Source organism: Paenibacillus oryziterrae, assembly GCF_042610485.1.
Lineage (GTDB): Bacteria > Bacillota > Bacilli > Paenibacillales > Paenibacillaceae > Paenibacillus_AQ.
Window position 1 is genome coordinate 25,799 of the sequence record NZ_JBGJZO010000003.1, and the last position, 25,233, is coordinate 51,031.

General features: G+C 46.6%; 28 protein-coding genes. 19 read left to right on the forward strand and 9 right to left on the reverse strand.

Annotation, left to right across the window (positions count from 1 at the left end):
* The first annotated feature begins 202 nt into the window (after nucleotides 1–202).
* The 12 genes from folD (at nucleotide 203) to ACAN55_RS04790 (ending at nucleotide 12,176) form a co-directional block, all read left to right on the forward strand.
* Nucleotides 203–1,060: a bifunctional methylenetetrahydrofolate dehydrogenase/methenyltetrahydrofolate cyclohydrolase FolD gene (gene folD / locus ACAN55_RS04735; RefSeq protein WP_379128820.1), complete on the forward strand. Its 858-nt coding sequence runs from the start codon at nucleotides 203–205 to the stop codon at nucleotides 1,058–1,060.
* Between the two features lie 9 nt (nucleotides 1,061–1,069).
* Nucleotides 1,070–2,449 carry an exodeoxyribonuclease VII large subunit gene (xseA, locus tag ACAN55_RS04740; protein ID WP_379128822.1) on the forward strand — a complete coding sequence of 460 codons (1,380 nt, stop codon included), beginning with the start codon at nucleotides 1,070–1,072 and terminating at the stop codon, nucleotides 2,447–2,449.
* Nucleotides 2,427–2,684 (forward strand): exodeoxyribonuclease VII small subunit, encoded by a 258-nt coding sequence (gene xseB / locus ACAN55_RS04745; protein WP_379128825.1) that lies wholly within the window; start codon nucleotides 2,427–2,429, stop codon nucleotides 2,682–2,684. Before xseA ends, xseB begins: the two co-directional genes overlap by 23 nt.
* A complete protein-coding gene (locus ACAN55_RS04750) occupies nucleotides 2,671–3,618 on the forward strand; it encodes a polyprenyl synthetase family protein (RefSeq protein WP_379128829.1) in 948 nt (315 codons plus the stop codon). Before xseB ends, ACAN55_RS04750 begins: the two co-directional genes overlap by 14 nt.
* Nucleotides 3,619–3,780: 162 nt before the next feature.
* Entirely contained in the window at nucleotides 3,781–5,688 is a 1,908-nt protein-coding gene (gene dxs, locus ACAN55_RS04755) for a 1-deoxy-D-xylulose-5-phosphate synthase (RefSeq protein WP_379128832.1), read from the forward strand.
* A gap of 53 nt (nucleotides 5,689–5,741) precedes the next feature.
* A complete protein-coding gene (locus ACAN55_RS04760; protein WP_379128834.1) occupies nucleotides 5,742–6,638 on the forward strand; it encodes a TlyA family RNA methyltransferase in 897 nt (298 codons plus the stop codon).
* An 89-nt stretch (nucleotides 6,639–6,727) separates the two neighbouring features.
* Entirely contained in the window at nucleotides 6,728–7,180 is a 453-nt protein-coding gene (locus ACAN55_RS04765) for a hypothetical protein (protein WP_379128836.1), read from the forward strand.
* Nucleotides 7,181–7,207: 27 nt separating this feature from the next.
* On the forward strand, nucleotides 7,208–7,657 hold the full coding sequence (gene ahrC, locus ACAN55_RS04770) for a transcriptional regulator AhrC/ArgR (protein ID WP_379128839.1): 450 nt from the start codon (nucleotides 7,208–7,210) through the stop codon (nucleotides 7,655–7,657).
* Nucleotides 7,658–7,700: 43 nt separating this feature from the next.
* Nucleotides 7,701–9,428 (forward strand): DNA repair protein RecN, encoded by a 1,728-nt coding sequence (gene recN / locus ACAN55_RS04775; RefSeq protein ID WP_379128841.1) that lies wholly within the window; start codon nucleotides 7,701–7,703, stop codon nucleotides 9,426–9,428.
* A 138-nt stretch (nucleotides 9,429–9,566) separates the two neighbouring features.
* Nucleotides 9,567–10,709, forward strand: a complete 1,143-nt coding sequence (spoIVB, locus tag ACAN55_RS04780) for a SpoIVB peptidase (RefSeq protein ID WP_379128843.1) — start codon at nucleotides 9,567–9,569, stop codon at nucleotides 10,707–10,709.
* A 201-nt stretch (nucleotides 10,710–10,910) separates the two neighbouring features.
* A complete protein-coding gene (gene spo0A / locus ACAN55_RS04785; RefSeq protein ID WP_379128846.1) occupies nucleotides 10,911–11,723 on the forward strand; it encodes a sporulation transcription factor Spo0A in 813 nt (270 codons plus the stop codon).
* 213 nt (nucleotides 11,724–11,936) lie between these two features.
* Nucleotides 11,937–12,176 (forward strand): site-specific integrase, encoded by a 240-nt coding sequence (locus tag ACAN55_RS04790; RefSeq protein ID WP_379129828.1) that lies wholly within the window; start codon nucleotides 11,937–11,939, stop codon nucleotides 12,174–12,176.
* Here ACAN55_RS04790 and ACAN55_RS04795 read toward each other — a convergent pair.
* Nucleotides 12,159–12,437 (reverse strand): hypothetical protein, encoded by a 279-nt coding sequence (locus ACAN55_RS04795; protein WP_379128848.1) that lies wholly within the window; start codon nucleotides 12,435–12,437, stop codon nucleotides 12,159–12,161. The genes ACAN55_RS04790 and ACAN55_RS04795 overlap by 18 nt on opposite strands.
* A gap of 399 nt (nucleotides 12,438–12,836) precedes the next feature.
* On the opposite strand from ACAN55_RS04795, the gene ACAN55_RS04800 reads away from it, so the two are divergent.
* A complete protein-coding gene (locus ACAN55_RS04800; RefSeq protein WP_379128851.1) occupies nucleotides 12,837–13,265 on the forward strand; it encodes a hypothetical protein in 429 nt (142 codons plus the stop codon).
* Nucleotides 13,266–13,796: 531 nt separating this feature from the next.
* Nucleotides 13,797–14,255, forward strand: coding sequence for a hypothetical protein (locus tag ACAN55_RS04805; protein ID WP_379128854.1), 459 nt, complete (start codon nucleotides 13,797–13,799; stop codon nucleotides 14,253–14,255).
* Between the two features lie 382 nt (nucleotides 14,256–14,637).
* Here ACAN55_RS04805 and ACAN55_RS04810 read toward each other — a convergent pair whose 3' ends face one another.
* A complete protein-coding gene (locus ACAN55_RS04810) occupies nucleotides 14,638–15,147 on the reverse strand; it encodes a TetR/AcrR family transcriptional regulator (RefSeq protein ID WP_379128857.1) in 510 nt (169 codons plus the stop codon).
* Between the two features lie 250 nt (nucleotides 15,148–15,397).
* On the opposite strand from ACAN55_RS04810, the gene ACAN55_RS04815 reads away from it, so the two are divergent.
* Nucleotides 15,398–16,876, forward strand: a complete 1,479-nt coding sequence (locus ACAN55_RS04815; RefSeq protein ID WP_379128860.1) for a DHA2 family efflux MFS transporter permease subunit — start codon at nucleotides 15,398–15,400, stop codon at nucleotides 16,874–16,876.
* 180 nt (nucleotides 16,877–17,056) lie between these two features.
* Here the strand turns inward: ACAN55_RS04815 and ACAN55_RS04820 are convergent, their stop codons facing one another.
* The 5 genes from ACAN55_RS04820 to ACAN55_RS04840 all read right to left on the reverse strand — a co-directional run bounded on the left by ACAN55_RS04820 (nucleotide 17,057) and on the right by ACAN55_RS04840 (nucleotide 19,118).
* Nucleotides 17,057–17,272, reverse strand: coding sequence for a sporulation histidine kinase inhibitor Sda (locus tag ACAN55_RS04820; protein ID WP_379128863.1), 216 nt, complete (start codon nucleotides 17,270–17,272; stop codon nucleotides 17,057–17,059).
* Between the two features lie 199 nt (nucleotides 17,273–17,471).
* Entirely contained in the window at nucleotides 17,472–17,813 is a 342-nt protein-coding gene (locus ACAN55_RS04825; RefSeq protein ID WP_379128866.1) for a LytTR family DNA-binding domain-containing protein, read from the reverse strand.
* A gap of 21 nt (nucleotides 17,814–17,834) precedes the next feature.
* A complete protein-coding gene (locus ACAN55_RS04830) occupies nucleotides 17,835–17,954 on the reverse strand; it encodes a cyclic lactone autoinducer peptide (protein ID WP_379128868.1) in 120 nt (39 codons plus the stop codon).
* Nucleotides 17,951–18,475 carry an accessory gene regulator ArgB-like protein gene (locus ACAN55_RS04835; protein WP_379128870.1) on the reverse strand — a complete coding sequence of 175 codons (525 nt, stop codon included), beginning with the start codon at nucleotides 18,473–18,475 and terminating at the stop codon, nucleotides 17,951–17,953. Before ACAN55_RS04835 ends, ACAN55_RS04830 begins: the two co-directional genes overlap by 4 nt.
* A complete protein-coding gene (locus ACAN55_RS04840) occupies nucleotides 18,456–19,118 on the reverse strand; it encodes a hypothetical protein (protein WP_379128872.1) in 663 nt (220 codons plus the stop codon). Before ACAN55_RS04840 ends, ACAN55_RS04835 begins: the two co-directional genes overlap by 20 nt.
* Before the next feature lie 128 nt (nucleotides 19,119–19,246).
* Between ACAN55_RS04840 and ACAN55_RS04845 the strand changes: the two genes are divergently transcribed.
* The gene (locus tag ACAN55_RS04845) at nucleotides 19,247–19,768 is read left to right on the forward strand and encodes a DinB family protein (RefSeq protein WP_379128875.1); all 522 of its coding nucleotides are present in this window, start codon (nucleotides 19,247–19,249) and stop codon (nucleotides 19,766–19,768) included.
* 77 nt (nucleotides 19,769–19,845) lie between these two features.
* On the opposite strand, the gene ACAN55_RS04850 is transcribed toward ACAN55_RS04845, so the two are convergent.
* Complete coding sequence (locus ACAN55_RS04850; protein ID WP_379128878.1) at nucleotides 19,846–20,415, reverse strand: thymidine kinase; 570 nt, start codon at nucleotides 20,413–20,415, stop codon at nucleotides 19,846–19,848.
* 383 nt (nucleotides 20,416–20,798) lie between these two features.
* Here ACAN55_RS04850 and ACAN55_RS04855 point away from each other — a divergent pair, with 383 nt between their 5' ends.
* From ACAN55_RS04855 to ACAN55_RS04865, 3 genes are read left to right on the forward strand one after another with little or no spacing between them, the layout of a single operon-like run.
* Entirely contained in the window at nucleotides 20,799–21,008 is a 210-nt protein-coding gene (locus tag ACAN55_RS04855; RefSeq protein ID WP_379128881.1) for a Ni2+-binding GTPase, read from the forward strand.
* A gap of 50 nt (nucleotides 21,009–21,058) precedes the next feature.
* Nucleotides 21,059–22,816 carry an ABC transporter ATP-binding protein gene (locus ACAN55_RS04860; protein WP_379128884.1) on the forward strand — a complete coding sequence of 586 codons (1,758 nt, stop codon included), beginning with the start codon at nucleotides 21,059–21,061 and terminating at the stop codon, nucleotides 22,814–22,816.
* On the forward strand, nucleotides 22,797–24,647 hold the full coding sequence (locus ACAN55_RS04865) for an ABC transporter ATP-binding protein (RefSeq protein ID WP_379128887.1): 1,851 nt from the start codon (nucleotides 22,797–22,799) through the stop codon (nucleotides 24,645–24,647). Before ACAN55_RS04860 ends, ACAN55_RS04865 begins: the two co-directional genes overlap by 20 nt.
* A 245-nt stretch (nucleotides 24,648–24,892) precedes the next feature.
* On the opposite strand, the gene ACAN55_RS04870 is transcribed toward ACAN55_RS04865, so the two are convergent.
* Nucleotides 24,893–25,177, reverse strand: coding sequence for a DUF2627 domain-containing protein (locus ACAN55_RS04870; protein ID WP_379128891.1), 285 nt, complete (start codon nucleotides 25,175–25,177; stop codon nucleotides 24,893–24,895).
* Nucleotides 25,178–25,233: the final 56 nt, after the last annotated feature.

A 25,233-nucleotide genomic window follows, 5' to 3' on the forward strand; every position in this document is an offset into this window, starting at 1 on the left:
GCGACCGCCCGAAAGCTTTCCGTAGGAAAGCTCGCATCGGAAGCATTAGCTGTCTCATGATTTCATCCGCGATAAGCGGATTAATTCAAGAAATCAGGAGACAACAGCGGCCGGAAGTCCAAACATTCACCGGAGCCACGACCATCTAGGCAATTAGAATCAAGCTCAACTTATATAGACACACAAAGGGGAGAGGTCTGTCATGACAGCAGCAATCATCAGCGGTAAACAAGTATCGGATGAAATTCGTATCGGCATTGCCCGGGAGGTTGCACAGCTTGCAGAGCGAGGAGAGCAGCCCGGCCTTGCTGTAGTTCTGGTTGGAGAAGACCCTGCATCACAGGTGTATGTGCGTAATAAGGAGAAGTCCTGCATTAGTCTGGGCTTCCATTCCGAGGTGCACAGGCTGTCTGCTTCCACTTCTCAGGAAGAACTGCTGGCCATGATCGATGATTTGAACAGCCGTCATGAAATTGACGGCATCCTTGTGCAGCTCCCACTGCCTAAGCATATTGACGAGAAGGCCGTTATAAACGCCATTGCGGTGGAGAAGGATGTAGACGGCTTCCATCCGGTGAATGTCGGCAATCTGGTTATAGGCGATGACAGTCTGCTTCCCTGCACCCCTGCGGGTGTGATCGAATTAATTAAACGGACCGGAACGGAAATTTCCGGTAAGCACGCTGTGGTTATCGGCCGCAGTAATATCGTCGGCAAACCAGTATCCCTTCTGCTACAGCGGGAGAATGCAACTGTAACGATGTGTCATTCCCGAACAGCCAACATGGCAGAGCTCTGCCTTCAAGCGGATATCCTGGTCGTAGCGATTGGACGGGCTAACTTTATTGATGCCTCTTATGTGAAACCGGGAGCCATCGTGATTGATGTCGGTATGAACCGTCTCGATAGCGGCAAACTTGCCGGTGATGTAGATTACGAAAGTGCTATGGAAGTCGCAGGATTTATTACGCCAGTACCGGGCGGAGTAGGGCCGATGACCATTACCATGCTCATGAGTAATACACTGATCGCAGCCAAGCGCCGCCGTGGACTGGAATAGGTAGAGCCGATGCGCGCGGAGAAACAGGTATATTCCATCAAAGAACTTAACCGCTATATCCGCATGAAGCTGGATTCGGATGTCTTATTGTCCGATGTATGGATTCGCGGTGAAATCTCTAATTTCACACACCACGGCAGCGGACATATGTATTTCACGTTGAAGGATGAGAGCAGCCGCATTAAGGCGATTATGTTCACATCCCACAATCAGCGGCTGCCTTTTGTGCCGAAGGAAGGCGCAAGGGTAATTGCGAGAGGGAATGTAACGGTATATGAACGGGACGGGCAGTACCAGTTCTATGCCACCCATATGCAGCCGGACGGGATCGGCAGTCTTTATCTGGCTTATGAGCAGCTGAAGAGCAAGCTGGAGCAGGAGGGTCTGTTCGCAGAGAGCCGAAAACGTCCACTGCCTCGCTTCCCCCGTTCGATTGGTGTCATAACGTCTCCTACGGGAGCGGCCGTAAGGGATATAATGATTACGCTTCAGCGGCGTTTTCCTCAGGTAGCCATTCTGCTCTATCCCGTGGTGGTTCAAGGGACTGGAGCAGCTGCTTCCATCGTAAAGGCGATTAAGGCCATGAACAACCTGGGTGAAGCTGATGTGCTGATTGTAGGCCGCGGCGGCGGTTCCCTTGAGGAGTTATGGGCGTTCAATGAGGAACCTGTGGCACGTGCCATTGCGGAGTCCAGAATTCCGGTCATTTCGGCCGTGGGCCACGAGACGGATTTCACAATTGCCGATTTTGTTGCCGACCTTCGTGCGGCAACACCTACTGCAGCAGCTGAGCTGGCTGTTCCGCATGCTGCGGAGCTATCAGCTCAGTTGCAGCAGTTAAAGGGCCGGCTGCGCCAGGCCCTGTCCCGTCGCGCCCAGCATGGGCGTCAGCGGCTGTCTGCGCTGGAGCGGTCTCCGGTGCTGGTGAACCCGCGCCGGTACCTGCTGCAGCATGCCCAGAGACTGGACATGCTGCAGCGGCGGCTTAGCGCCGCAAGCCTCGCGCGGCTCAGCCGGGCGCGTGAGCGCCAGGCCGTGCTGCATCACACCCTTCAGCGGTTTACACCGCGTGAGGGTGTCATCGCCGCACGCCGCCGCAGCGAGAGCCTGCACCGCGAGCTGCTAAATGCCATGCAGATGCGCTTGCAAGAGAAGATATCCCGCCTAGTGACGGAGATGCGCCAGTTGGATGCGCTTAGCCCACTTAAAGTAATGTCGAGAGGCTACAGCCTCGTTTATGATGAGAAAGAAGAGCATCTTGTTAAATCACTGAATGATGTTCAGATCGGTGATCTTATTGTAGTCAAGCTTAATGAAGGACAGCTCGACTGCCAGATCTATGGAATGAAGGAGGAGGGCGAAGACAATGTCAAAGAAAGTAGAACTTGATTTTGAGGGAGCCATGAACCAGCTCGAGGAAATCGTACGTGAGCTGGAGCACGGTGATGTGCCTCTGGAGAAAGCCATTGATTTGTTTCAGCAGGGTATGAAGCTGTCACAGCTGTGCGGAAGCAAGCTGGAGCAGGTAGAGCGCAAGATTGAGATGATTACTGCTGAAGATGGTGAGCTTCGGAAGAAACCGTTCGGTGCCAAGCTGGAAGGGGATACCGATGAGCCGTTCTGATCATGAGCTTCAAAGCGGCCCTGCGGACGGAATGCTCCGTGTGCCGCTGGAGCAATATATTACAGAGGTAAGCACAGTAGTCGCTGAGAAGCTGCAGAACCTGTTTCCGGACAAGTGGGAGGTGCCTCAGAGCCTGCGGGAGTCCATGAAGTACTCGCTTATGGCCGGAGGGAAACGGATGAGGCCCCTTCTCGTCATCGCAGCTTGTGAAGCACTTGGCGGACAGCGTGAGGCAGCTCTTCCCGTGGCCTGTGCCATTGAAATGGTACATACCTATTCTTTGATTCATGATGATCTGCCGGCCATGGATAATGATGACTATCGCAGGGGCAAGCTGACAAATCACAAAGTATTTGGAGAAGCTGCGGCAATTCTTGCGGGAGATGCACTTTTAACCCATGCCTTCTACAGTGTGGTCCAGACTTCACGTCAATACGGTATTCCTGCGGAATGCGTCCTGTCTATCGTTGAAGATCTGGCCGAGATGGCTGGTCCCAGAGGAATGGTAGGCGGGCAGGTAGCGGATATGGAAGGTGAGCAGGGGCTGACTGCCCTGGAGCAGCTTCGTTATATTCACCTGCACAAGACGGGTGACCTGATCGTGTTCTCTCTGCTGGCAGGTGGCAGGATCGCCGGAGCGAGCGTGGAGCAGCTGGAGGCGCTGAGAATTTTTGGAACCCAAATTGGATTGGCTTTTCAAATTCAGGATGATATTCTTGATCTTGTGGGCGACGAACAGAAGCTTGGCAAAAAAACAGGCAGTGACCTCGTTCAACAGAAAGTGACTTATCCATATTTTATCGGACTGGAAGCTTCCAGGCAGGAAGTCGAGCGACTAACACAGATTGCCGTAAGTGCAGTTAGGGATGGCGGCTTCCAAGACAGCTCGCGTCTTCTGGAGATCGCCGATTACCTGATGATGCGTGATCATTAAACCCGGTAGTGGGTTACAAGTTCAATCACCCGAAACACTTTAATAGATCGTTTCAGGAGCGGCTGTATTTCGACAGCCGTTTCGTTTGTGTTATAATGGTTTTTATATTCAGTAATCTGTCGAATAATTATTCTATAACATCTAGGAAAGCGGGGAAACCACGTGCTGCTTCCACAAATAAATGACCCTAAGCAACTAAAATCATTGTCGGTCGAAGAACTGACTACTCTAGCGGAGGAGATTCGCCGGTTTTTGATTGAGAAGCTGTCTGTGACTGGAGGGCATCTGGCATCTAACCTTGGAGTAGTGGAGCTCACGCTGGCCTTGCATTACTGCTATGACAGTCCACGGGATAAAATGATATATGACGTAGGCCATCAGGCATACGTCCACAAGATTCTGACCGGACGGATGGACCGTTTCGATTCTCTTCGCAAACAAGGCGGCCTCTGCGGATTTGTAAAACGTACTGAAAGTGAACATGATGTCTGGGAAGCCGGACATAGCAGTACTTCGCTTTCAGCGGCCATGGGAATGGCAATGGCCCGTGATTTGAAAGGCGAAGACAACAAGGTCATCGCCGTGATCGGTGATGGCGCTCTTACGGGCGGAATGGCTTTTGAAGCGCTAAATCATATCGGTCACGAGAAACGCAAGCTGATGGTTATCCTGAATGATAATGAGATGTCCATAGCACCCAATGTAGGAGCCATGCATAACTATCTCAGTAAAATTCGTTCAGACCGTCATTATTTGCGTGCTAAAGATGAAGTTGAGGGACTGATCCGGAAGATTCCGGCGATCGGAGGCCGATTGGCCAAGACCGCTGAACGGGTGAAGGACAGTCTTAAATATATGATGGTGCCGGGAGTGCTTTTTGAAGAGCTGGGTTTTACATATCTTGGGCCTGTTGACGGGCATGATCTTCAAAAGGTTATCGATACCTTCCACCAGGCGGATAATGTGGCGGGTCCTGTACTCGTTCATGTGCTTACAACCAAAGGTAAGGGCTATCAGCCGGCAGAAGCGGATTCGTACAAATGGCATGGTATTACACCTTATAAAATTGAATCCGGACAGGTGCTTAAAGCGGTCGGCAATCCGATGTATACGGAAGTGTTCGGCCAGACTTTGATCGAGCTTGGACGAGAAGATAAAAGAATCGTTGCTGTAACACCGGCAATGCCGGGCGGTTCCGGTCTGTTCCCGTTCGCTAAGGAATTCCCGGATCGGATGATTGATGTAGGGATTGCTGAGCAGCATGCGGCCACACTGTGCGCGGCACTTGCGATGGAAGGAATGAAACCGGTCTATGCTGTGTATTCAACCTTTATGCAACGTGCCTATGATCAGATCGTCCATGATATATGCCGCCATAACGCAAATGTAATGTTCGCCATTGACCGAGCTGGTTTTGTCGGTGCGGATGGAGAGACACATCAAGGTGTATATGATATCGCTTTTATGCGCCATATTCCTAATATCGTACTGATGATGCCTAAAGACGAGAATGAACTGCGTCATATGATGAAGACGGCGCTTGATTACAATGACGGTCCGATTGCTTACCGCTATCCACGGATCAATGGCACCGGGGTCGCTCTCGATCAAGAGCTTCGCAGTCTGCCTATCGGCTCGTGGGAGCAGCTTCGCGCGGGTGATGAATATGCTATTGTAGCCTGTGGCTCGATGGTTCAACTGGCGGAGGAAGCAGCTGAGGTTCTGAAACGAGAAGGTATTCAGGTCGGTGTAGTCAATGCACGGTTCCTGAAACCAATGGACAATACCATGCTGCTTGATCTGGCTCATGCCGGAACCAGTATGATTGTTCTTGAAGAGGCTAGTCAAGCCGGAAGCCTCGGCAGCGCTGTGCTGGAGTTCTATGCAGAACATGAACTGTATGACACAAGAGTACATCTTATGGGGGTTCCGGATGTTTTTGTGGAGCATGGATCGATTAAAGAACAACGTCAAGAGTCGGGTCTGACGCTGGAAGCGATATGCTCGCAGATCAAGGCTATGAAGTCATTAAGCTCATTCACATACGGCAAGACTACGACCTCCTCCTAAGAGCAGCGGAGGCAGTACTAAGCGGGACTTTATTCAACATTCAGGAGATGACCATGGAACACCGTAAAGAACGGATTGATGTATTGCTCGTAGAGCAGGGATATTATGAAAGCCGGGAGAAAGCTAAGGCTGCCATTATGGCGGGTTTGGTCCTGGCTGACGAAGAGCGGATCGAGAAAGCGGGTATGAAGGTGCCGCGCAGCTCAGTGCTGAAGGTTAAAGGGTCAGTGCATCCGTATGTCAGCCGGGGTGGACTGAAGCTGGAGAAGGCGCTGCGCCATTTCGGCATTGACCTTACTGGCAGGAACATGCTGGATATCGGTGCCTCAACCGGAGGGTTTACGGATTGTGCGCTCCAGAACGGAATTAATTATGTATATGCGATTGATGTTGGCTACAACCAGTTGGACTGGTCCCTGCGGAATCATGAACGTGTCTGTGTAATGGAACGCACGAATTTCCGGTATATGACTCCTCCGGATTTAACTGGACCCGCTCCGGATTTCGCCAGCATTGACGTGTCCTTTATTTCCCTGAAAATTATCTTGCCGCCGCTTAAGGCATTGCTGCAGCGTCCGGCAGATATCGCCGCTTTGATCAAACCCCAGTTTGAGGCAGGCCGTGAAAAGGTAGGTAAATCCGGAGTTGTACGTGAACCCGCGGTTCATAAGGAAGTTCTAATGAACGTATTAACCATGGCGGCAGGGCTGGGATATATACTGAAGGACCTCACCTTTTCTCCGATTACCGGCGGGGAAGGCAATATCGAATTTCTGGTTCACTGGAGGCTGGAGAATTCTGATGGTGCTGAAGCGGAAGGTGCAGCCGGAGAAGCTGCAATACCTCCAGAGACTTTGCAGCACATTGCAGAAGTATCCGAAGCTGTTGTCAAAGAAGCCTCATCGACCTTTAACGCCAATTCAACTCATGGAAACTCATCGCGTCGATGAGTTTCTTTTGCTACAGGAAGAAGGATTTGCGGTGAAAAGGCGCGAATAAATCACCGAGGTGATCGTTTATGGCCGGGAACTCTGACAAGATGGTGATGGTATTGATTGGGGCAGTACTGTGCATTTGGCTCATATACCGGATTTATGTATGGCTGCAGAGCTCTCCTCGTTCATTTATGAAGCACAACATACCCATTAATAAAGTGATTATCCCTAACCCGGCCATTGATTTACTGGAGGCGGGCGGTTATGAGGTAATTGGCGGCAAGCTGAGAATACCGCTGTCTTTCAATGTGAACGGTGCGGCGCTCTTCAGCCGTTTATATATTGATTATGTCGCTGCCGCAGACGAAGGTTTATTGTATCTGGTCATTCTTGAAAGACCCCGCAAACAGGTGGAATTAACGGGAAGCGCAATCCGCGACACGCTTCTTCCTTACCTGCTGCTGTATCCGGAATGCGGTGGAGTATTGTATGTGAATACCGCATCGGGGAAAATAAATGTAATCAGGCTCGGCAAGGACGACGGTGAATCCGATTAGTACATTTTTATATTACGGGAGGCAACAATGAAGGGACAAAGGCATATCAAAATTCGTGAAATTATTAACCAGCAGGACATCGAAACGCAGGATGAACTGGTGGACAAGCTGCGTGAAGCCGGATTTCAAGTAACACAAGCAACAGTTTCACGGGATATTAAGGAACTGCTGTTGATCAAGGTGCCCATGGATGACGGAAGATATAAATATTCGCTTCCAACGGACCAGCGTTATAATCCGACCCAGAAGCTGAAGCGTGTGCTGGTGGATAATTTTGTCCAAATCGATTTCTCCGGAAATCTGGTTGTAATGAAGTGCCTGCCGGGTACAGCGAATTCCGTTGCAGCACTTATCGATAACATCGATTGGCCGCAAATTATGGGTACGATCTCGGGTGACGATACAATTCTGATCATTTGCCGCCAGCCGGAAGACAGCAAAAATGTGATTTCACAAATCATGGGCTATATCTCCTGATTCTAATAGATTTGATTATCATCTTTCCGGAGGTGTCTTATTCGTGCTTGAAACATTATCAATCCGCAACCTCGCGGTAGTCGAGGCGGTGGATGTGCAATTTTATCCCGGATTTCATGTACTAACGGGGGAGACAGGTGCCGGTAAATCGATTATTATCGATGCTCTGGGGTTAATTGCGGGAGGCCGCGGCTCTGCTGATTCCATCCGCTATGGATGCGAGAAAGCAGAGATGGAAGCGCTTTTTGGACTACAGAACAACCATCCGGTATGGGAGACGCTGGAGCGTCTCGGCATCCGTGCAGATAAGGACGAGCATCTCGTTATCCGGCGGGAACTGACTTCACAGGGAAAAAGCATTTCCCGGGTTAACGGTCAACTCGTCAATCTCAGCATGCTGCGTGAAATCGGCGAGCAGTTGGTTAATATTCACGGACAGCATGAGCACCAGAATCTTCTGAAGCCGGAACGGCATCTGGGACTTCTCGATACATATGGGGAAGAGCTGGTCGGGCCCCTTAAAGCGGTTTATCAGGAACGGTATTCAGAGTTCGCCAAGGTAGAACGTGAGCTGCGGGAACTCCAGGATTCTAGCCAAAAAAGCTATCAAATGCTGGATTTATACCGTTTTCAACTGGAGGAAATTTCAGCTGCTGCTTTAAAACCGGGAGAAGATGAATTACTTTCCGAAGAAAGGGTAAAACTATCCCACAGCGAGAAAATGATGGAGTCGGTATCGGGTTCATATGAGCTGCTCTACGACCGTCAAGGGCTGGAGTCCATTGGCAAGGTGATCTCGAAGCTTGAAGATGCCGTACGTTATGATGAAAAAGGCTTGAAACCTATATTGGAGCAGTTGCAGTCCTCCTATTATCAGCTCGAGGATGCGGCTTTTCAGCTACGCGATTACCGCGAAGAAATTGAATTTAATCCTGCGCGCCTGGAGGATATTGAGAACCGTCTGGATCTGATCACAGGCCTGCGCCGCAAATACGGGGATAGCATTGAGCAGATTCTTGAGTATTATAATCAGATCTACAGGGAGACTGATTTGCTTGAGAACAAGGATGAGTATCTGGAGAAGCTGACCGTGAAGCGTGATGGCTTGCTTGGCGTCTTAATGGAGGCGGCGGGGAACCTTAGTGACGCACGGCAGCAATGTGCAGTGGATTTGGCAAGGCAGGTGGAGGTGGAGCTTAAAGATCTTCAGATGGAACGGACGTCTTTGCAGGTGAAGCTGGAGATAACGGAAGATCCGCGGGGTATCGAATATCAAGGCCGGAGAATCCGTCTAAGCCGCCAGGGAATCGACAGTGCCGAGTTTATGATCTCCCCGAACCCGGGCGAACCTTTAAGACCACTTGGCAAAATCGCCTCCGGCGGGGAGCTCTCACGGATCATGCTGGCGATGAAGAGCATCTTCGCGCGCCACGATGATATTCCTGTGCTCATCTTTGATGAAGTGGATACAGGGGTCAGCGGCCGCGCTGCACAGTCTATTGCCGACAAACTGTACAAGCTGTCCTCCTCTTGTCAGGTGTTCTCCATTACCCACCTACCGCAGGTGGCCTGTATGGCCGACCATCAGTACCTGATCCGTAAGAAGGTTGAAGCAGGCAGAACCATGACGGAAGTGGAATCCCTGTCAGATGAAGGCCGGGTTATGGAGCTGGCCCGAATGCTCGGAGGCGTAGAAATCACGGAGAAGACACTGCACCACGCACAGGAAATGCTCAATTTGGCGGAGGCCAGCAAGGCAGCCGCAAGCTAGCCGGGACAATGATTGACAGTAATAAAAGCCTTGGGGCAAGGTTATCTTATAGGTACGCAATTGGCGACCACCTTTTTCGTCAAGCGAAAGAAGCTAAAGGGAGCGTGACAGCCATTGAAGCCGAACCTCAGGAAAATAATGCCCGGTCTTTTACTTGCCTTCTTTCTTGGTTTATCAGGTGTAACGGGAACGGTCCGCAGCTCAGCCTCGCCACTCGATCTGAATCAAATCGCTGTAGAACCGGCGACTGTTGAAGATCATGTCAGTCCCGTCCGCGGCAGTATTGATCCGGAGCTGAAAGTCATTCCGGGCGGCCAAACGATTGGTGTTAAGGTTAAATCGGCAGGTGTACTAATTGTAGGCCATCACTTGGTCGAGGTATCACAGGGTTCCAAAATTTCACCTGGAGAGAACAGCGGCTTGCTGCCGGGTGATCTCATGACCGCCATTGACGGTGTGAAGCTGGATGAAGTATCCAAAGTTGCAGAGCTTGTGGAACATGCAGGCAAGACCGATACGTTCTTATCCATCACCTTCAAACGTGGAGGGAAAGAGCGGATTGCGAAGTTAAAGCCGGCGTATGACCGCAATGATAAAGTATGGCGGCTTGGTCTGTACATTCGTGATTCCGCCGCTGGTGTGGGCACTCTGACCTTCTATGCTCCGGATCAAGGTGTATATGGAGCACTTGGGCATGTTATTACGGATATGAACACCGGTACGCCGATTGTTGTCGGCAGCGGGCAAATTATCCAATCCAATGTAACTTCCATTTCTAAAAGCCAGGATGGAGATCCAGGTGAGAAGCGGGCTACTTTTCTTAAAGAGAGCCAAGTTCTGGGGAATGTAGAAAGCAATACAGAATTCGGAATATTCGGCAAAATGACACGTAATCCGGATCACAGTCTTTACCAAAAGCCTATTCCTGTTGCAATGGGAAGCGAAGTCAAAGAAGGCCCTGCTCAAATTCTAACAGTTGTTGACGGACAGCAGGTAGAACGGTTTAATGTTGAGATCATCCATGTAGCGCGTCAGGAAGAGCCTGCAACTAAAGGTTTGGTTCTGCGCATTACCGATTCACGGCTGATTGATAAGACCGGAGGGATTGTACAAGGCATGAGCGGAAGTCCGATTGTGCAGGATGGCCGACTAGTCGGTGCGGTAACACATGTATTTGTTAACGATCCCAAGTCGGGGTATGGCTGCTTCATTGAATGGATGCTTCAAGACTCCGGTGTAGCACAATCCAATATTCTTCCTCCAAATCTTAAGGCGGTTTAGCCTTAAGATTTTTTGTCGAAGGAAGTTGAATGAAATCGAATCTTAAGGCGAAATATTTAATTATAATTCAAGTCCGAAAAAAAATAAAGAAAAATAAAATTCGACAGAAGGAATTGCGAACTGCATGTCGAAACTATAAAGGAGCATGAAGTGATGGTAATATAAACCATAATCGCGAAGAATTTAAGGAGGAAGCAGCCAGTGCAGAATATTGAAGTGTTGTTGGCCGATGACAACCGGGAGTTCACGAATTTGCTAGCTGAATACATTTCCGAGCAAGAAGATATGTCAGTAACAGGCATAGCGTACAATGGGGAAGAAGTGCTTCATATGCTGAGCACTGCCCGTAAGATCCCAGATGTTCTCATCCTTGATATCATCATGCCTCACCTTGACGGATTAGGTGTTCTTGAACGGCTGCGTGATCTTGATCTGAATCCAATGCCCAAGATTATTATGCTGACCGCTTTCGGACAGGAGAATATTACTCAAAGAGCGGTTCAACTCGGGGCTGCATACTATATTCTTAAACCGTTCGATATGGAAGTTCTGGCCAACCGTGTGCGTCAATTGGTGGGTAACCAGTCCAGCGTGACTGCATCCTCGAACATGAATAATTACACTTCGCAGAAGTCTAATGTGGTTCCGATTGCCAAGGGTAAGAACCTTGACGCCAATATCACCAGCATCATTCATGAAATCGGCGTTCCGGCCCATATCAAGGGCTACCAATATTTGCGGGAAGCCATCACGATGGTCTACAACAATATTGAGATCCTCGGAGCCATTACCAAGACCCTGTACCCGGCGATTGCCGAGAAATTCAAGACTACGCCTTCGCGTGTGGAACGCGCCATTCGTCATGCCATAGAAGTGGCCTGGACACGTGGCAACATCGACAGCATCTCCCACCTGTTCGGCTATACCATTAATATCTCCAAATCCAAGCCCACTAACTCGGAATTTATTGCCATGGTAGCGGATAAGCTGCGGATTGAGCATAAGGTTTCTTGAAAGGGTAAGGAGTAGGATAGGTAAGCGATTTAATGGTGCTGGGAGTGTGATCAGGCTAAATCGATTTTGCCTATAAATTTCTTTTTGGGCAGTTTAAGCCAATTAACTTTTTCTTAGTGAGTGTATAAATTCATTCCTTTATTGGTTGCGGTAAAAACCAATGGAGGGATGAATTTTTTTATGACTGATTTTGAATTTCAGATCGACAATTTCATGCTTTATTGTGCTTCGCGTAACTTGGCAAAGAAGACACTAAGAAGTTATGAACAAACACTTAAGTTATTAAGCGTTTATTTACAAAAGCAATTTCAGATAGCTGATGTAAAGCAAGTCCAATCAGGTCATATCAGGAATTACATTAAGTACATCCAAGAACGCGGGAAATACTCGGTGGTTTCAAATGTAGGCTCAAAAAATTATTTATTAGTTATATATCTAAAGATTAACTTTTAACATATTTATCAAATTTACAGTGTACTCTTCTAGATAAATCCTCATCTGCTCGTTCATTTCCTCTTCAGATGTAATTGCACCAGTTTTGTAAGCTTGAGCAACGCCTGCAAGGTCTTCCAATCCTAAAGCGGTTATCTCTGTAAAGCGTGAGTTGTTTGCGATTGCAGAATTGATTACAGAGGCTTTATATTGGTTGTCTGCTTCAATACGTTCGATGTTTTCTGATGCCATTTGCTGGACTGTAAGATTATTGTTAGACATTGATTTCACTCCTTTTTAATCGACTATAACCTATTTCCATATCTAATAAAAGTAAATGAACGTGTTCCAAATTATGGCATACCTAATACATAAATTAGTGGATCGTAGTCATCAGGATGAAGCATGGAAGAAGGCATATAAACAGGGACAATCAACTCCTATGGATAATGAGGAAATTATCAAAGAATATCGCGAATCCTATGTCTAAAATCGATTTTAGAAATTCGTTTCGCCCCAAAGGATGTTTCGACAAGCTTGCTTAGAATAAATTTGAAAGCGAAGGATTTATTATTTCTGGAAAGAGCAAAGGAAAATTAAAGAAGCAACTTTCTGAAAACACTCCAACTATTGAATTTTTGAATGTAGATGTAAAAAAATCAAAAAGATCACATGATTTATATGTTTACTAACTTTATAAGTGAAACAACTAGTGAATCTATTAAAACTAGTATCTATGATATATTTGATAATCCAAATATTTTTGATACTCCAAATGCAGGAGAAGTAGAATTTAATAACAAAAAAATTGAGGAATGTCTTAAATTATACATTGACCCGTTTCCAGCCAGTTTGCTCTTCATTAAAAGTAACTTAGTTGATGCTATGGGAATACCTAAGCAAGTAAGAGTTTTTAGTGTAATGGAGACAATTTCAAATCCAGAACCAAAAGCAATTTCAAAAATAGTACTTATTGATCCTTTTCATGTAGTTATTCCAAGTAAACATGATGGTAAAACTAAAGAAGAAGTAGAACGAGATACCTTCAGATCTAATAAAGATAATTATTTATGCATGAATGATTATGTGAAAGCAACACTCGGTTTTTAAGTCACTCCCCACGCTGGAGTGGCTTTTTTGATATGCGAACCCTCTCTTTACACCCATCTTTATCTATCTAACCGCATAGAACTCATGTTTTATCAAAAAGAGGTCTTTAACAGACCTCTTATAAAAATTCAATTTTGTCCAGTAAGTTCTTTTCGAAGTAGATTTTCAATTTCATTATGAATTGAATTGAAGAGAGAACCTATGTTCCAAATGGATCGGCAATGCTTTGCTATGTCAATAAGTTTACTGGTGACAAGGCAATGCTATTCACGTTCCAGTACACCAGAGCATTTAAGCAACTCGAAGAAAAACTAAGGGATACACAGGAACATATTGGGGCAATCACAGATAAAATCAAGGAAGACAATTTTTCACCCAAAGTAAATAGGGCTGGTATTAATTACTTCCCCTATCTATTAATTTCTTTTCATTTTTATTTCTTCCGCCGTTGCCTAAATGGGACTTGCTGAATATAATGCATTAAGATAAGAAAATGATAATAACGGCATCCATTATAAGGAGGTTTTATCAATGAAAACCGTCAAAATGTTTCTCGCCGTTGTCCTCATCGTCAGTATTTTTTTATCTCTGTCTCACTATCTAGACAATAAGGTGGTTGCAGCAAGTAGTACATCGAAAGCATCGTCTCCAAGAGGTAAAAGTGGTGGAACTTATTCTTACAAAAACATCTTTGGAGTCAAAGCTGGTACTTACACTTACTACAACTCAGAAGAAAGTTTGATGTATGGAAAAGCTTTTAAGGTAGAAGCAACACTTGCTGCTTCTACAGGAACCTATATTACGGTAAAATCATTCCAAGTTCCAAATCCAGCAGTCCAGTCAACAGGTAAATTTATGGGGATCGGATTCTCTTTAAGGGCTGCATTATTAAACTATATTTCAGGACTTTTTTATGATGCAGCGGCTCATAATGGATCTATTGTATATACAACAACAGGAAACATTATTGTTAAAATTGAACAACAATAAATCTCGAAAATAGGTCTCTAAACTCCACTTTATTGTGGAGTTTTTTTATTTTATTTGGTGAAACCTATGTTATTTAGTGAATTAATCACTTCACTTTGCGCCTTTTGTATTAGGACTAAGTTATATCATATTCATATGGATTAGGTTTCTCATGAACTAATAATTGAGAGTGGATACATAATGCTACAACATACAGGAGCAGCAAAAAAGTTTTACAAGAGTGCTCGCTGGCGTAAGAGGAAGAATGCGTACATACAATCAGTGTTTGGACTATGCGAAATCTGTGGTAAGCCAGGGAACATGGTACATCACAAAACACACATCAATATTGTGTAATGAAAAGACAAGCCTCTTATCTACTGAGGCTTGTCTTTTTTGATTTCTAGATCATCTTCACAATCTGTTCAGCCAAGTATTCCGAACTATACGATATACCTTCCTGCAGCCACCATGAGACGATGCCAAGCGTAGAAGAGGCAATAATCTCGTTCGGTACACGGAATGAGCGACCGCGTCCCTTTCGGTCTTCCCCCCAGAGCTTCACGATATCTAAGAGCATCCGAAAAACTCTGTTTCGGAAATCTTTATTCTCCAGCATTACCCGGAAGAGACCAGCGTGCTCATGAATATGGTCCAGGAATGAGATGAGTCGGGACCGCGGTTCCGGAAATCCTTTTTCCGCAGTCTTATTGTTGACGGGCATGGGTGTGATCTTGTTATACATCTCCTCAAAAATCTCATCGATCATCTGCTCCATGAGATCCTCGATATCCTTATAATGCAAATAGAAGGTTGCACGGTTAAGCTCTGCGCGATCAGCAATACTTTGGACCGTTAGTTTAGCGTGTTCATCAGGTTCTTCGAGCAAAGAAATGAGAGCTTCTTTAAACATTCTCTTGGTGCGAATAATTCGAGGATCCACCTTTACGCTTTTGATATTAGACATTTCCTCAATCCTTTGACTATAATTTGCGCTTAATACAACAGATATGTTATGCATTGTCGATTAGTTTACACTACTTATGAAATTGTAAATGGTCATATTTAGCGAGGGCGTGATAGTATTTATTTCATTGACACCGTATCAATTAATAGACGTCATGTCAAATAGATAAAAGTGTGAAAGGAACGTGTACAGAAACATGCCTCAATCGGATCAGCAAGTTAAAAAAGGGATTCTCCTCTTCGTATTGCTATTAGGGTCATTTTTATCTGTTTTGAATCAGACAATACTGAATGTGGCTTTACCGGAATTAATGAAGCAATTCGAAATTTCGGCCACAACTGTACAGTGGTTATCGACTGGATTTATGCTGGTGAACGGTATATTAATACCGGTGACTGCCTTTTTGATGAAACGTTTTTCTACACGTCAGTTGTTCATCAGTTCCATGGCTCTTCTGCTGTTGGGAACTTTTATTAATATTGTGGCTCCAAGCTTTCCTGTTTTATTGACAGGCCGTCTGATTCAGGCTGCAGGTGCCGGGATTATTATGCCATTATTGATGATGGTTGTACTTGTGGTCTTTCCCGCAGAAGGCCGTGGAACTGCCATGGGATTGATTGGGCTTGTGATGATCTTTGCACCGGCGATTGGTCCGACCTTGGCAGGACTTATCATCGAGCATTTTTCGTGGCGGTATATATTTATGGGAATGTTCCCGCTAGTCGTTATTGTGATCGGGTTGTCTATCAAATATCTTGTTAATGTCTCAGAGACCTCTTCGGCCAAACCGGACCTTGTTGGTATAGTCTTATCTACGGTTGGGTTTGGGGGTATGCTGTACGGGTTTAGCAGTGCGGGTAAAAACGGTTGGGCGAGCCCGGAGGTCCTGTCGTTTCTAATTGGCGGCCTTATCTTTACTATGCTTTTCTGCCGGCGTCAGCTTACTTCCAAGGACCCTATGCTGGATCTGCGTGTATTTAAGAACCGGATGTTCACCATCACAGCGGTCATTAATATTATGGCAACGGTGGTTATGTATGCAGATTTGATTCTACTTCCCATGTATTTGCAGTCAAGCAGAGGGTATAGTGTGCTCGATACAGGCTTACTGTTGCTGCCTGGTGCATTAATCAATGCATTGATGTCACCAGTAACCGGGCGGTTATTTGATAAGTTCGGCGCTAAACCATTGGCTCTGGTAGGTCTGATTTTTGTTATCCCTGCCGTATGGGGAGTTACCCATCTGAGTGTTACGACAGGTTATACCTATTTGATGATCAGAACCATTATCTTACGAATCGGTTTTTCATTTCTGACGATGCCTATCACCGCTGCGGGGCTGAATACACTTCCCAAACGCTTAAATACACACGGTTCAGCTGTGACGAATACAGTTCGTCAAGTCGCAGGTGCTATCGGAACTGCACTTGTCGTTACAATTATGACAACCAGTGCCAATAATCATGCGGCCGAGCTAATGCAATCCGGTGCTGTGCTGTCGAAAACTCAGCTAATTCAAGAATCGTCAATCATCGGCATCAGCAATGCATATATTTTTACAGCCATTTTAGCAGTCTTGGCATTTATCGTGATTATGTTCATGCCTAACAAAAAAGCGGTGTCGATGCTGGAGAAGGTAAGTATGGAGAAAGAAGCAGCTTTGGAAATGAAATAGCAGAGAAACCAAGTAAAGCCGGGGCAGAAAATCTGCTCCGGCTTTTTGGCTTAACGACAACGGTGCTCGCCGAATGTAATAATTTCAACAAAATAAAAAGACAGAAACAGCTTCTGCCTTTCGAAAATTAGAATACTTCACATACATATGTAAAGAAACTCTAAAGCAAGGGGTTACTCGTTAACTGTAGTCTTCCTCATCCAAAGGATTGTTCGAATCAACCGGGTTCGCTTCAGGTAATTCAATGTTTCTTTTCACCAAAACGCTTTCAATGATTTGAATAAAATCTTCTGATGCCTTAGCCTGTACCGCCAGTTCATAGATGTTCAATAATTGATCGTTGTTCAAAGTTTCGAGTGAAGAGGGGCGAGGCGAAGGATGAAAATGATAATTCATTTGTTCCCTCCATGTGACTGTAAAAGTATTGGCAATATACATCCTTTCCAAATGGTACCATTTGAAGGGCGCTCTGTCTCCTCCCGTTCATCCTCTGAATTTACCTTTACATACGATGGATAATATGTCATAATATCGATCCCTGAAATAAATATATATTATTCTCATTAATGGTATTATATTGAAGTTTATTTATCTCTTATAACTCCTCCGATGCTTTCTTATTGCGGACAGACAAATAGTATTCGACCCGGTGTTCATTAGACTCGGACACAGTGGTGAATTGTGTTCCGTTATTAAAAAAAATGATCTTCCGCAATGCATCATAGCTCTCAATATTAAGGACATTGACAACATTGCTGCGGTCGAGGCGCTCGAATCCCTTACTCCCATAGGCTGTGTACAGATCAGAGAGAGTAGTAGGGAAAACAAATTCGCCTTCTTTCGTATGGACGAATATCGTATTTTTATAGTTTGAGAAATACAATATATCTTCCTGCCGGATGTCCCGGGAGGAACCGTCTTTCAATAGAACACGCATGTTTTCCCCGTCCTTGTACGATTACTTATGCAATTCTTCTGGGATTTCTGGACTGTGAAGTACCAGTTTCATTACAGAGGCGAAAAAACGTGCTGATGCTGCAAGTGCTGATGATGCATGTTTAGCCATTGCCTTTTTCATGATCTTTCCTCCCTTTTTGCAAAGATTACTGTTAAGGACTGTGCTAGAAATGCCAGCCCGATGACAGAAGAGTTTAGTACAAAATTGGAGCCGACCAAGAGGACTGAAAGTATTTTGAGTGTCGGATAAAGCTTTTTCGGAATTTGTGAGTGTATATCTGGCTGAGGGGCGAATAGAATCATGGCGGTGAGACAGAACAGATTGATTCCAAAGACTGTTTCGTCGAGTAATGATGAGAAATAAGGGGTAATCGTACACAATAAGATGGAAATGACGTTGCAAGCCCGGGCAGTCTTCATATGAAACCCGCCTGAGCATAAGCGAAGTATTGAAAAAGCGCACAGAAACAGCATAGTTTCATGCCACGCGCCTGTTATTAACCCGATTAGACCTGATATAACAATGATAAACATGGTGTTGAGGATGATACCCAGAGCATAGTTCATAACTTCTACGGAATGTGTCTGCTCCGGATTTGCTCTTTTAATCATTAGGGCGATTTTATAGGCTAAAGTGTTCATGCTCACCGCGATCCTTTTTATAAGAATGGTATAGGTATACATAAAGCACGACAGCATACAGGAAAGGTATTACAGTAAAGAAACGAATGAAATGAGTAGCGAAATAGAATGTTGAAAGGATTATCAAGATTGAAGGCAGGGTCAAGGCGAATAGAATCTTTTCCCGTTTGTTAATATGTATCTTCCCCCGGGGTTTGTCAGGAATGAAATCGAAGCCCTTTCTCTTCTTAGCTAAATAATTGGCGATCCCAATGGTCATTCCAGCACTTAGAAACTGCAGCAGATAAGACATATAGGAGTTATTAAGCGAGAACACCCCTGCCTGGCTCATCGCCAGAAAGATTAAGGATTGTATGAGCATGTAAGCCTGATAACCCAAACCAGTCATGATAATCGCATAAAAAATATGAATTTTGAACAGTAGCCAGAGAAAGCAAAAAACCAGAAAAAATTGAACAATAATATCAACCTGGACCCATCCGTAGACGTTCCGTAATACAAAAGAGAAAAAAGCCATGATGAATCCGCTGAACAAAATTTCTAACGGGTACACATCGATTTTAAAAGTCTTGAATACTAAATAGAACATTGCGAATGATTCCAATACCGAAAAAAGCACAAATAACACAAAATCCAACTGCATACACTCCCGGTGACCGATTAATTTATTCTTAATCTTGCAAATAGTATACCTAATGGAATAAAATACAACAACGAGAAATGACACTTTTCACCAAATATTTCTTGAAAAATATAGGAGGAGTGAGGTCTATGACGTTTCAGCGTCCGGAGAGAAGCGAGTATATGGAATACCAGGCTGCCTATGTGGATTTGGTTCCGCAAGAAGGGGACTTGTACAGCATTTTCAGGGAACAATCGGAACGGTTTTTTGCTTTTTTGGCAGCACTGAGCGAGGAGCAAGGGAACTATCGTTATGCGGCGGAGAAGTGGAGCATTAAGCAGATGATTGGCCATCTGACAGACAATGACCGGATCATGTCGTATCGCTTGCTGCGCGTTCTCCGGGGGGATCAGACACCTCTCGCCGGCTATGAGGAGAACGATTACGTGGCTGCCGGTGATTTCGACCGCTACACTCTGGAAGAGTTGTTGAAGCAATACGGTCTGGTGCGTGAATCAACCCTTGCCCTTGTAGCAACTGTGCAGGAGGATTCATGGACTTTAACCGGAACGGTAAATGGTAATCCCATTTCTGTGCGTGCACAGGTATGTGTGTTGATCGGGCATGAACAACATCATTGGAATGTGCTGATGGAGCGTTATTTGCAATAATTGAAAAGAGTACTTATATATAATTTATAAAAAAAAGCATTCCTGCCGATTTACCGGCTTTGGAATGCTTTCTGTGTTTACAATGACGGATTCTTATGACATTTACGGCAGACAGGATAGTAAGCCTCGTTCCCGCCAATCTGGATTTGCTTGCCGCTGTACACGGGTTTGCCGTTCTCTACCCGGAGTGCCATGATGGCTTTGCGCTCGCAGAACCAGCAGATGGTCTTCATTTCTTCGATTTTATCGGCATAGATGAGCATATATTTGCTGCCCTCAAAGAGATTGTTCTGAAAATCATTTTTAAGACCGAAAGCCATAACAGGTATATTCAGCTCATCCACAATCCGGACCAGCTGCAGAATGCAGTCCTTGCTCAGAAACTGGCATTCGTCAATTAATACACAATGTGGCTTCGGTACGCTGCTGCTCACGATGCCGTAAATGTCTGTATTCTCGTCGACAGGGATGGCCTGCTTGCGAAGACCGATTCTGGAGGAGATAAATCCGACCTCGTCCCGGTTGTCAATCGATGGGGTGAAGATCAGCACCGATTTGCCCTGTTCCTCATAATTATGCGCAACCTTGAGTATTTCAATGGATTTGCCGCTATTCATTGCCCCGTACTTGTAAAACAACTGTGCCACTGTCCATCGGTCCTTTCTTCTTCAAACAATAATGATATATAAGATGTGTGTAAGTTAATTGGTTAGCAGAAGGGAATAGCGTAGGGGAATTTTGGAACTGGAGGAGCGTGAGCGTCCGCCTTTGTCTTCGGATTTCAACCGCTGAGGCGGTTAATCGAGAAATCTGAAGACAACAGCGGCCGTAAGTCCAAATATTCACCGAAGTTATGACCGTTGTTGCTAAGCATATCTTTGTGTACATCTTATTCAAAAACAACTCTCCAAGCGTATCACACACCCCGCCGCTCAATCCAGCAAAAGATGACGGGAAGCAAATAGAACCTTATTTGTCCGGGAAATGTTATAATATAGCTTATGAGAAATAACAGAGAGGAAGTAATCATTTGAGTGAGAAGCTGAATGAGTATAGAACACAGATGGACAATTTAATGCAGGAGGGGAAGCTTATACCTGAGGTACAGGCATTGCTGACAGATATGCTGGCTGATTTGACAGAAGCGGTTCGCAGCAATCATGCCTTAAGAAAAGCAGCCCTGAAAGCGGGTCAAGGCTCTATGATGTCCAGCCGTTTGCGCGATGCGCTGCATGAATAGAAAGTAACACTAAATCTCGGAGAACGGATTGTCCGGTCGGAGGCATACGAATGGGCTTGATCATGTCTTATCTAAAAAAATACCGCACAGCAGCTGTTGCAGCGTTTGTAATGATGCTGATTGAGCTTGCCGTGGAGCTGTCGCAGCCGCTGCTGATCTCCAAGATCATCGACGACGGCATCAAAGACAGGGATACCTCAGTGGTGTGGATGTGGGGCGGAATATTGGTGGGTAGCGCGGTAGTCGCGTTTATCGCTGGTATTCTTAGCTCCTTTTTTGCCTCGCATGCCAGTCAGGGGTTTGCTTTTGATCTACGGGACAAGCTGTTTGAGCGGGTGCAGTCCTTCTCCTATGAGGTATTTAACCGTTTTGCGACTTCATCACTGATTACCCGGCTGACCGGTGATATTTCACAGCTGCAGGATACGATATTTATGAGCCTGCGCTTCATGACCCGGATTCCGCTGGTCGTTATCGGAAGCGTAGTGATGGCTCTGATTGTACATGTGAAGCTGGGGCTTATTGTGACGCTCACCGTACCAGTTCTCGCACTTATTTTGTATGGAGTCATGAAGAAATCATCTGTGTTATTCCGTATCGTGCAGAGCCGCCTGGATGGTGTGAATGGAGTGATTCAGGAGAACCTTACAGGTATCCGTCTGATCCGTGTCTTTGTAAGAATGGCTCATGAAATGGCCAGGTTTGCTGAGTTCAGCAAAAATTTGATGAGCACGACGGTGAAGGTGCTACGCTTGACGGAAACCACTACACCGATCATTCTGCTGATGATGAACGCAGGGATTCTTGCCGTACTGTGGTTCGGCCGTCTGGAGATTTCTGCGGGAGGGGCGACCCTGGGGCAAGCTGTTGCGGTGGTCAATTATTCCCTGCGGACGATCGGGGCACTGTCGGCACTATCCTGGATCGTCGTGACATTCTCCAGGGCCCGCGCATCCTCACAGCGTATTCATGAAGTATTCGCCGAAGAGGCAGAAGTATCCGCCAGTTCCGCCGGAGCGGATACAGCGGAGAAGAATGTCCTTATTAACGGGGATGCTGCTTCTGTTGAATTTGAGTGCGTAGATTTCCGCTATCCGGGAAGTGATATTTCGGTGCTGGAGGACATTTCCTTCTCGGCATTACCCGGCAAACGAATTGCCATTATGGGAGCTACGGGGTCAGGTAAAACCTCGCTCGTTGGACTGATTCCCCGGCTATATGAAACTAGCGGCGGTGTCATCCGAATCGGCGGAGAGGATATCCGGCAGATGGATATCTCGAGGCTTCGCCACGCCATCGGCTATATTCCTCAGGAAGTGCTGCTCTTCACAGGTACAGTGAGTGACAATATCGCCTGGGGCAATGAGCATGCAACACGCGCGGAGATTGAAGAGGCTGCAGTGGCAGCACAAATCCACGAAACCATTCTCAGCCTCCCGAATGGATATGACAGCATGCTTGGCCAGCGTGGGGTGAATCTGTCCGGCGGACAAAAGCAGCGGATGACGATTGCCAGAGCTCTGGTCAGAAAACCTTCTATCCTCATTCTTGACGACAGTACGAGTGCCTTGGATGCAGTGACAGAGGGCGCATTGCTGGATGCATTGAAGAAGATGTCCTGCACTACGTTTCTCATCACTCAGAAAGTGAGTTCTACAGCTGCTGCAGATTTGATCCTTTTGCTTGATGAAGGGCGCTTAATCGGAAGCGGCAGCCATAAAGAACTGCTAGAAGGCTCGCAGCTATACCGGGCGATTTGTGATTCCCAAGCCGGAAAGGAGGTTCAACATGTTCAAAGCTTTACTTGAGCCTTTTCGTCACCCAAGACCTCTCCTTCAACCGGATGCTGGTAAAGGAAGTTTTGCCTCCGGCCGGAAGCCAAAAGCCAAAGCCAAGGATTGGTCAGGCACACTGAGACGCATCTGGCATTACCTGGCTGAGCGTAAAGTGAAGCTGGGGTTAGTTCTCTTTATGGTCATTGGGAGCTCGCTTTTGGCTCTCCTTGGACCCTATCTGATCGGGATTGCGGTAGATGATTATCTGGAAGGGCCGGGAGGACGGGCATGGGGTTTGTTTTTACTAGGATTAGCTGCAGTGTATATAATCACTTCACTGACTTCCTGGCTGCAAAATATCTGGATGATCGAAATTGCCCAGGAGACGGTCTTCAGGATGCGCACCGATTTGTTCGCCCATCTGCACAGGCTTCCGATTGCCTTCTTTAACCGCCGTCAGCAGGGCGAGATTATGAGCCGGCTTACAAATGATATTGAAAATATAAGCTCTACCCTGAACAGTTCGGCGATCCAGATCTTCTCCAGTGTACTGACGCTGATCGGAACCGTCTCGGTAATGCTGTGGCTCAGCCCGCTGCTTACTCTGCTTACGTTCATCGTTGTGCCACTCATGTTCTTTGGAATGCGCTGGATTACCAGGCGGACAGGCCCGCTCTTCAAGGAGCGGCAGAAGAATATGGGGGAGCTGAACGGGTTTATTGAAGAGACGTTATCCGGCCAGCGGATTATCAAGGCATTTTCGCAGGAGGAACGTGTGATTACCGGCTTCCGTGAACGTAATAACCGCATTATGCTGTCCGGCTATTGGGCGCAGTCCATCTCAGGTTTCATTCCGAAGCTGATGAACAGTCTCAATAATCTGAGCTTTGCTATCGTTGCCGGGGTTGGCGGGATTCTGGCGATCCGGGGATCGATAACGGTTGGGGTCATTATTGTTTTTGTCGAGTATACCCGCCAATTCACCCGGCCTTTAAATGATCTGGCGAACCAGTGGAACAGTCTGCTGTCTGCGATTGCTGGAGCCGAGCGTGTGTTTGAGGTTTTGGATGAAGAGACGGAAGCCCGGGATGAAGCTGCCGCTGTAACACTTGATAGTGTAAGGGGAGAAGTGGAGTTCTCCCATGTAGCTTTTTCGTATGACGGGAATGCCGATACGCTGTATGACATATCCTTCAAGGCGAAGCCGGGGGAAATGATAGCACTGGTCGGTCCGACAGGAGCAGGCAAAAGCACGCTGATCGGGCTGCTCTCCCGTTTCTACAACCCGGAGAAGGGTTTGATTACCCTGGACGGCCGTGATCTGACCACGATCCGGCGTGAAAGCCTGCGCAGCCATATGGCATTTGTGCTTCAGGACTCTTTTCTCTTCAAAGGGAGTATCCGCGATAATATCCGTTACGGCAGACTGGATGCTACGGATGAAGAGGTGGAGGAAGCGGCGATGCTTGCGAACGCCCATGCTTTTATTATGCGGATCCCCGGAGGATATGAACGGCAGCTTGCCGCTGACGGAAGTGGGATCAGCCAGGGGCAGAAGCAGCTGCTGGCGATTGCCAGAGCCATTCTTGCGAATCCGGCAATGCTGGTACTGGACGAGGCTACTAGCAGCATTGACACCGTCACTGAAATCAAAATTCAGGCTGGACTTCAGGCGCTGATGAAGGGACGTACGAGCTTCGTCATTGCCCACAGGTTGAATACGATCCGCTCAGCTGACCGTATACTTGTGCTTCAAGGCGGGCGTCTGCTGCAGCAGGGTACCCATGAGGAACTGCTTCGGCAGGGTGGCTTGTACAGTGAACTGGTGGCAGGCGGCAAGAGCCAGGCAATGGCTGAGAAATAAGTTGATGAAGGTAAAACGTATAGGGATTTCTGTCCTTTTTATTGGATTACCGCACTGGGTTAAGTAAAGTGGACTGATAAACTGAACTGGTATACGGCAAGAGTTACTAGATCAACACAGTATGGTTATTCACTTGGGGAAGTTGAGGGATATGGTCAGTAAATGGGTATCAAACAAGCGGGGCCGGTAATCGGCCCCGCTTGTTTATTAGGTTGCAGTGTTCATTTATAAGTCCGGGTCCAAGGTTATTGCGGTTTGGGCTTCCGTTTCTCCTTGAAACGTGGCCCGACATAGTTGCGCTTGCGGTCACGGGTAAGAATCCAGCCCCCCAGAAAAGCCATCCCTGCGGCGAACATGAGTAGTCCGCCGGCGAAATGCAGCCAGGCAAAGTGAGGAATGGCTGCTTCATCCCCATGCATGGAGATGTAGTCAAACAGATCGTCTTTCATCATGATAAAGCCCTTCATGGCAATGAGTCCGGGAATCACAAGAATAAGGATGGCGATGAACCGTGAGATGAGCAGCTTCATAGGTATTCCCTACCCTTCTGAACCAAATAGTTTAATTTTATGATAACGCTTCGATC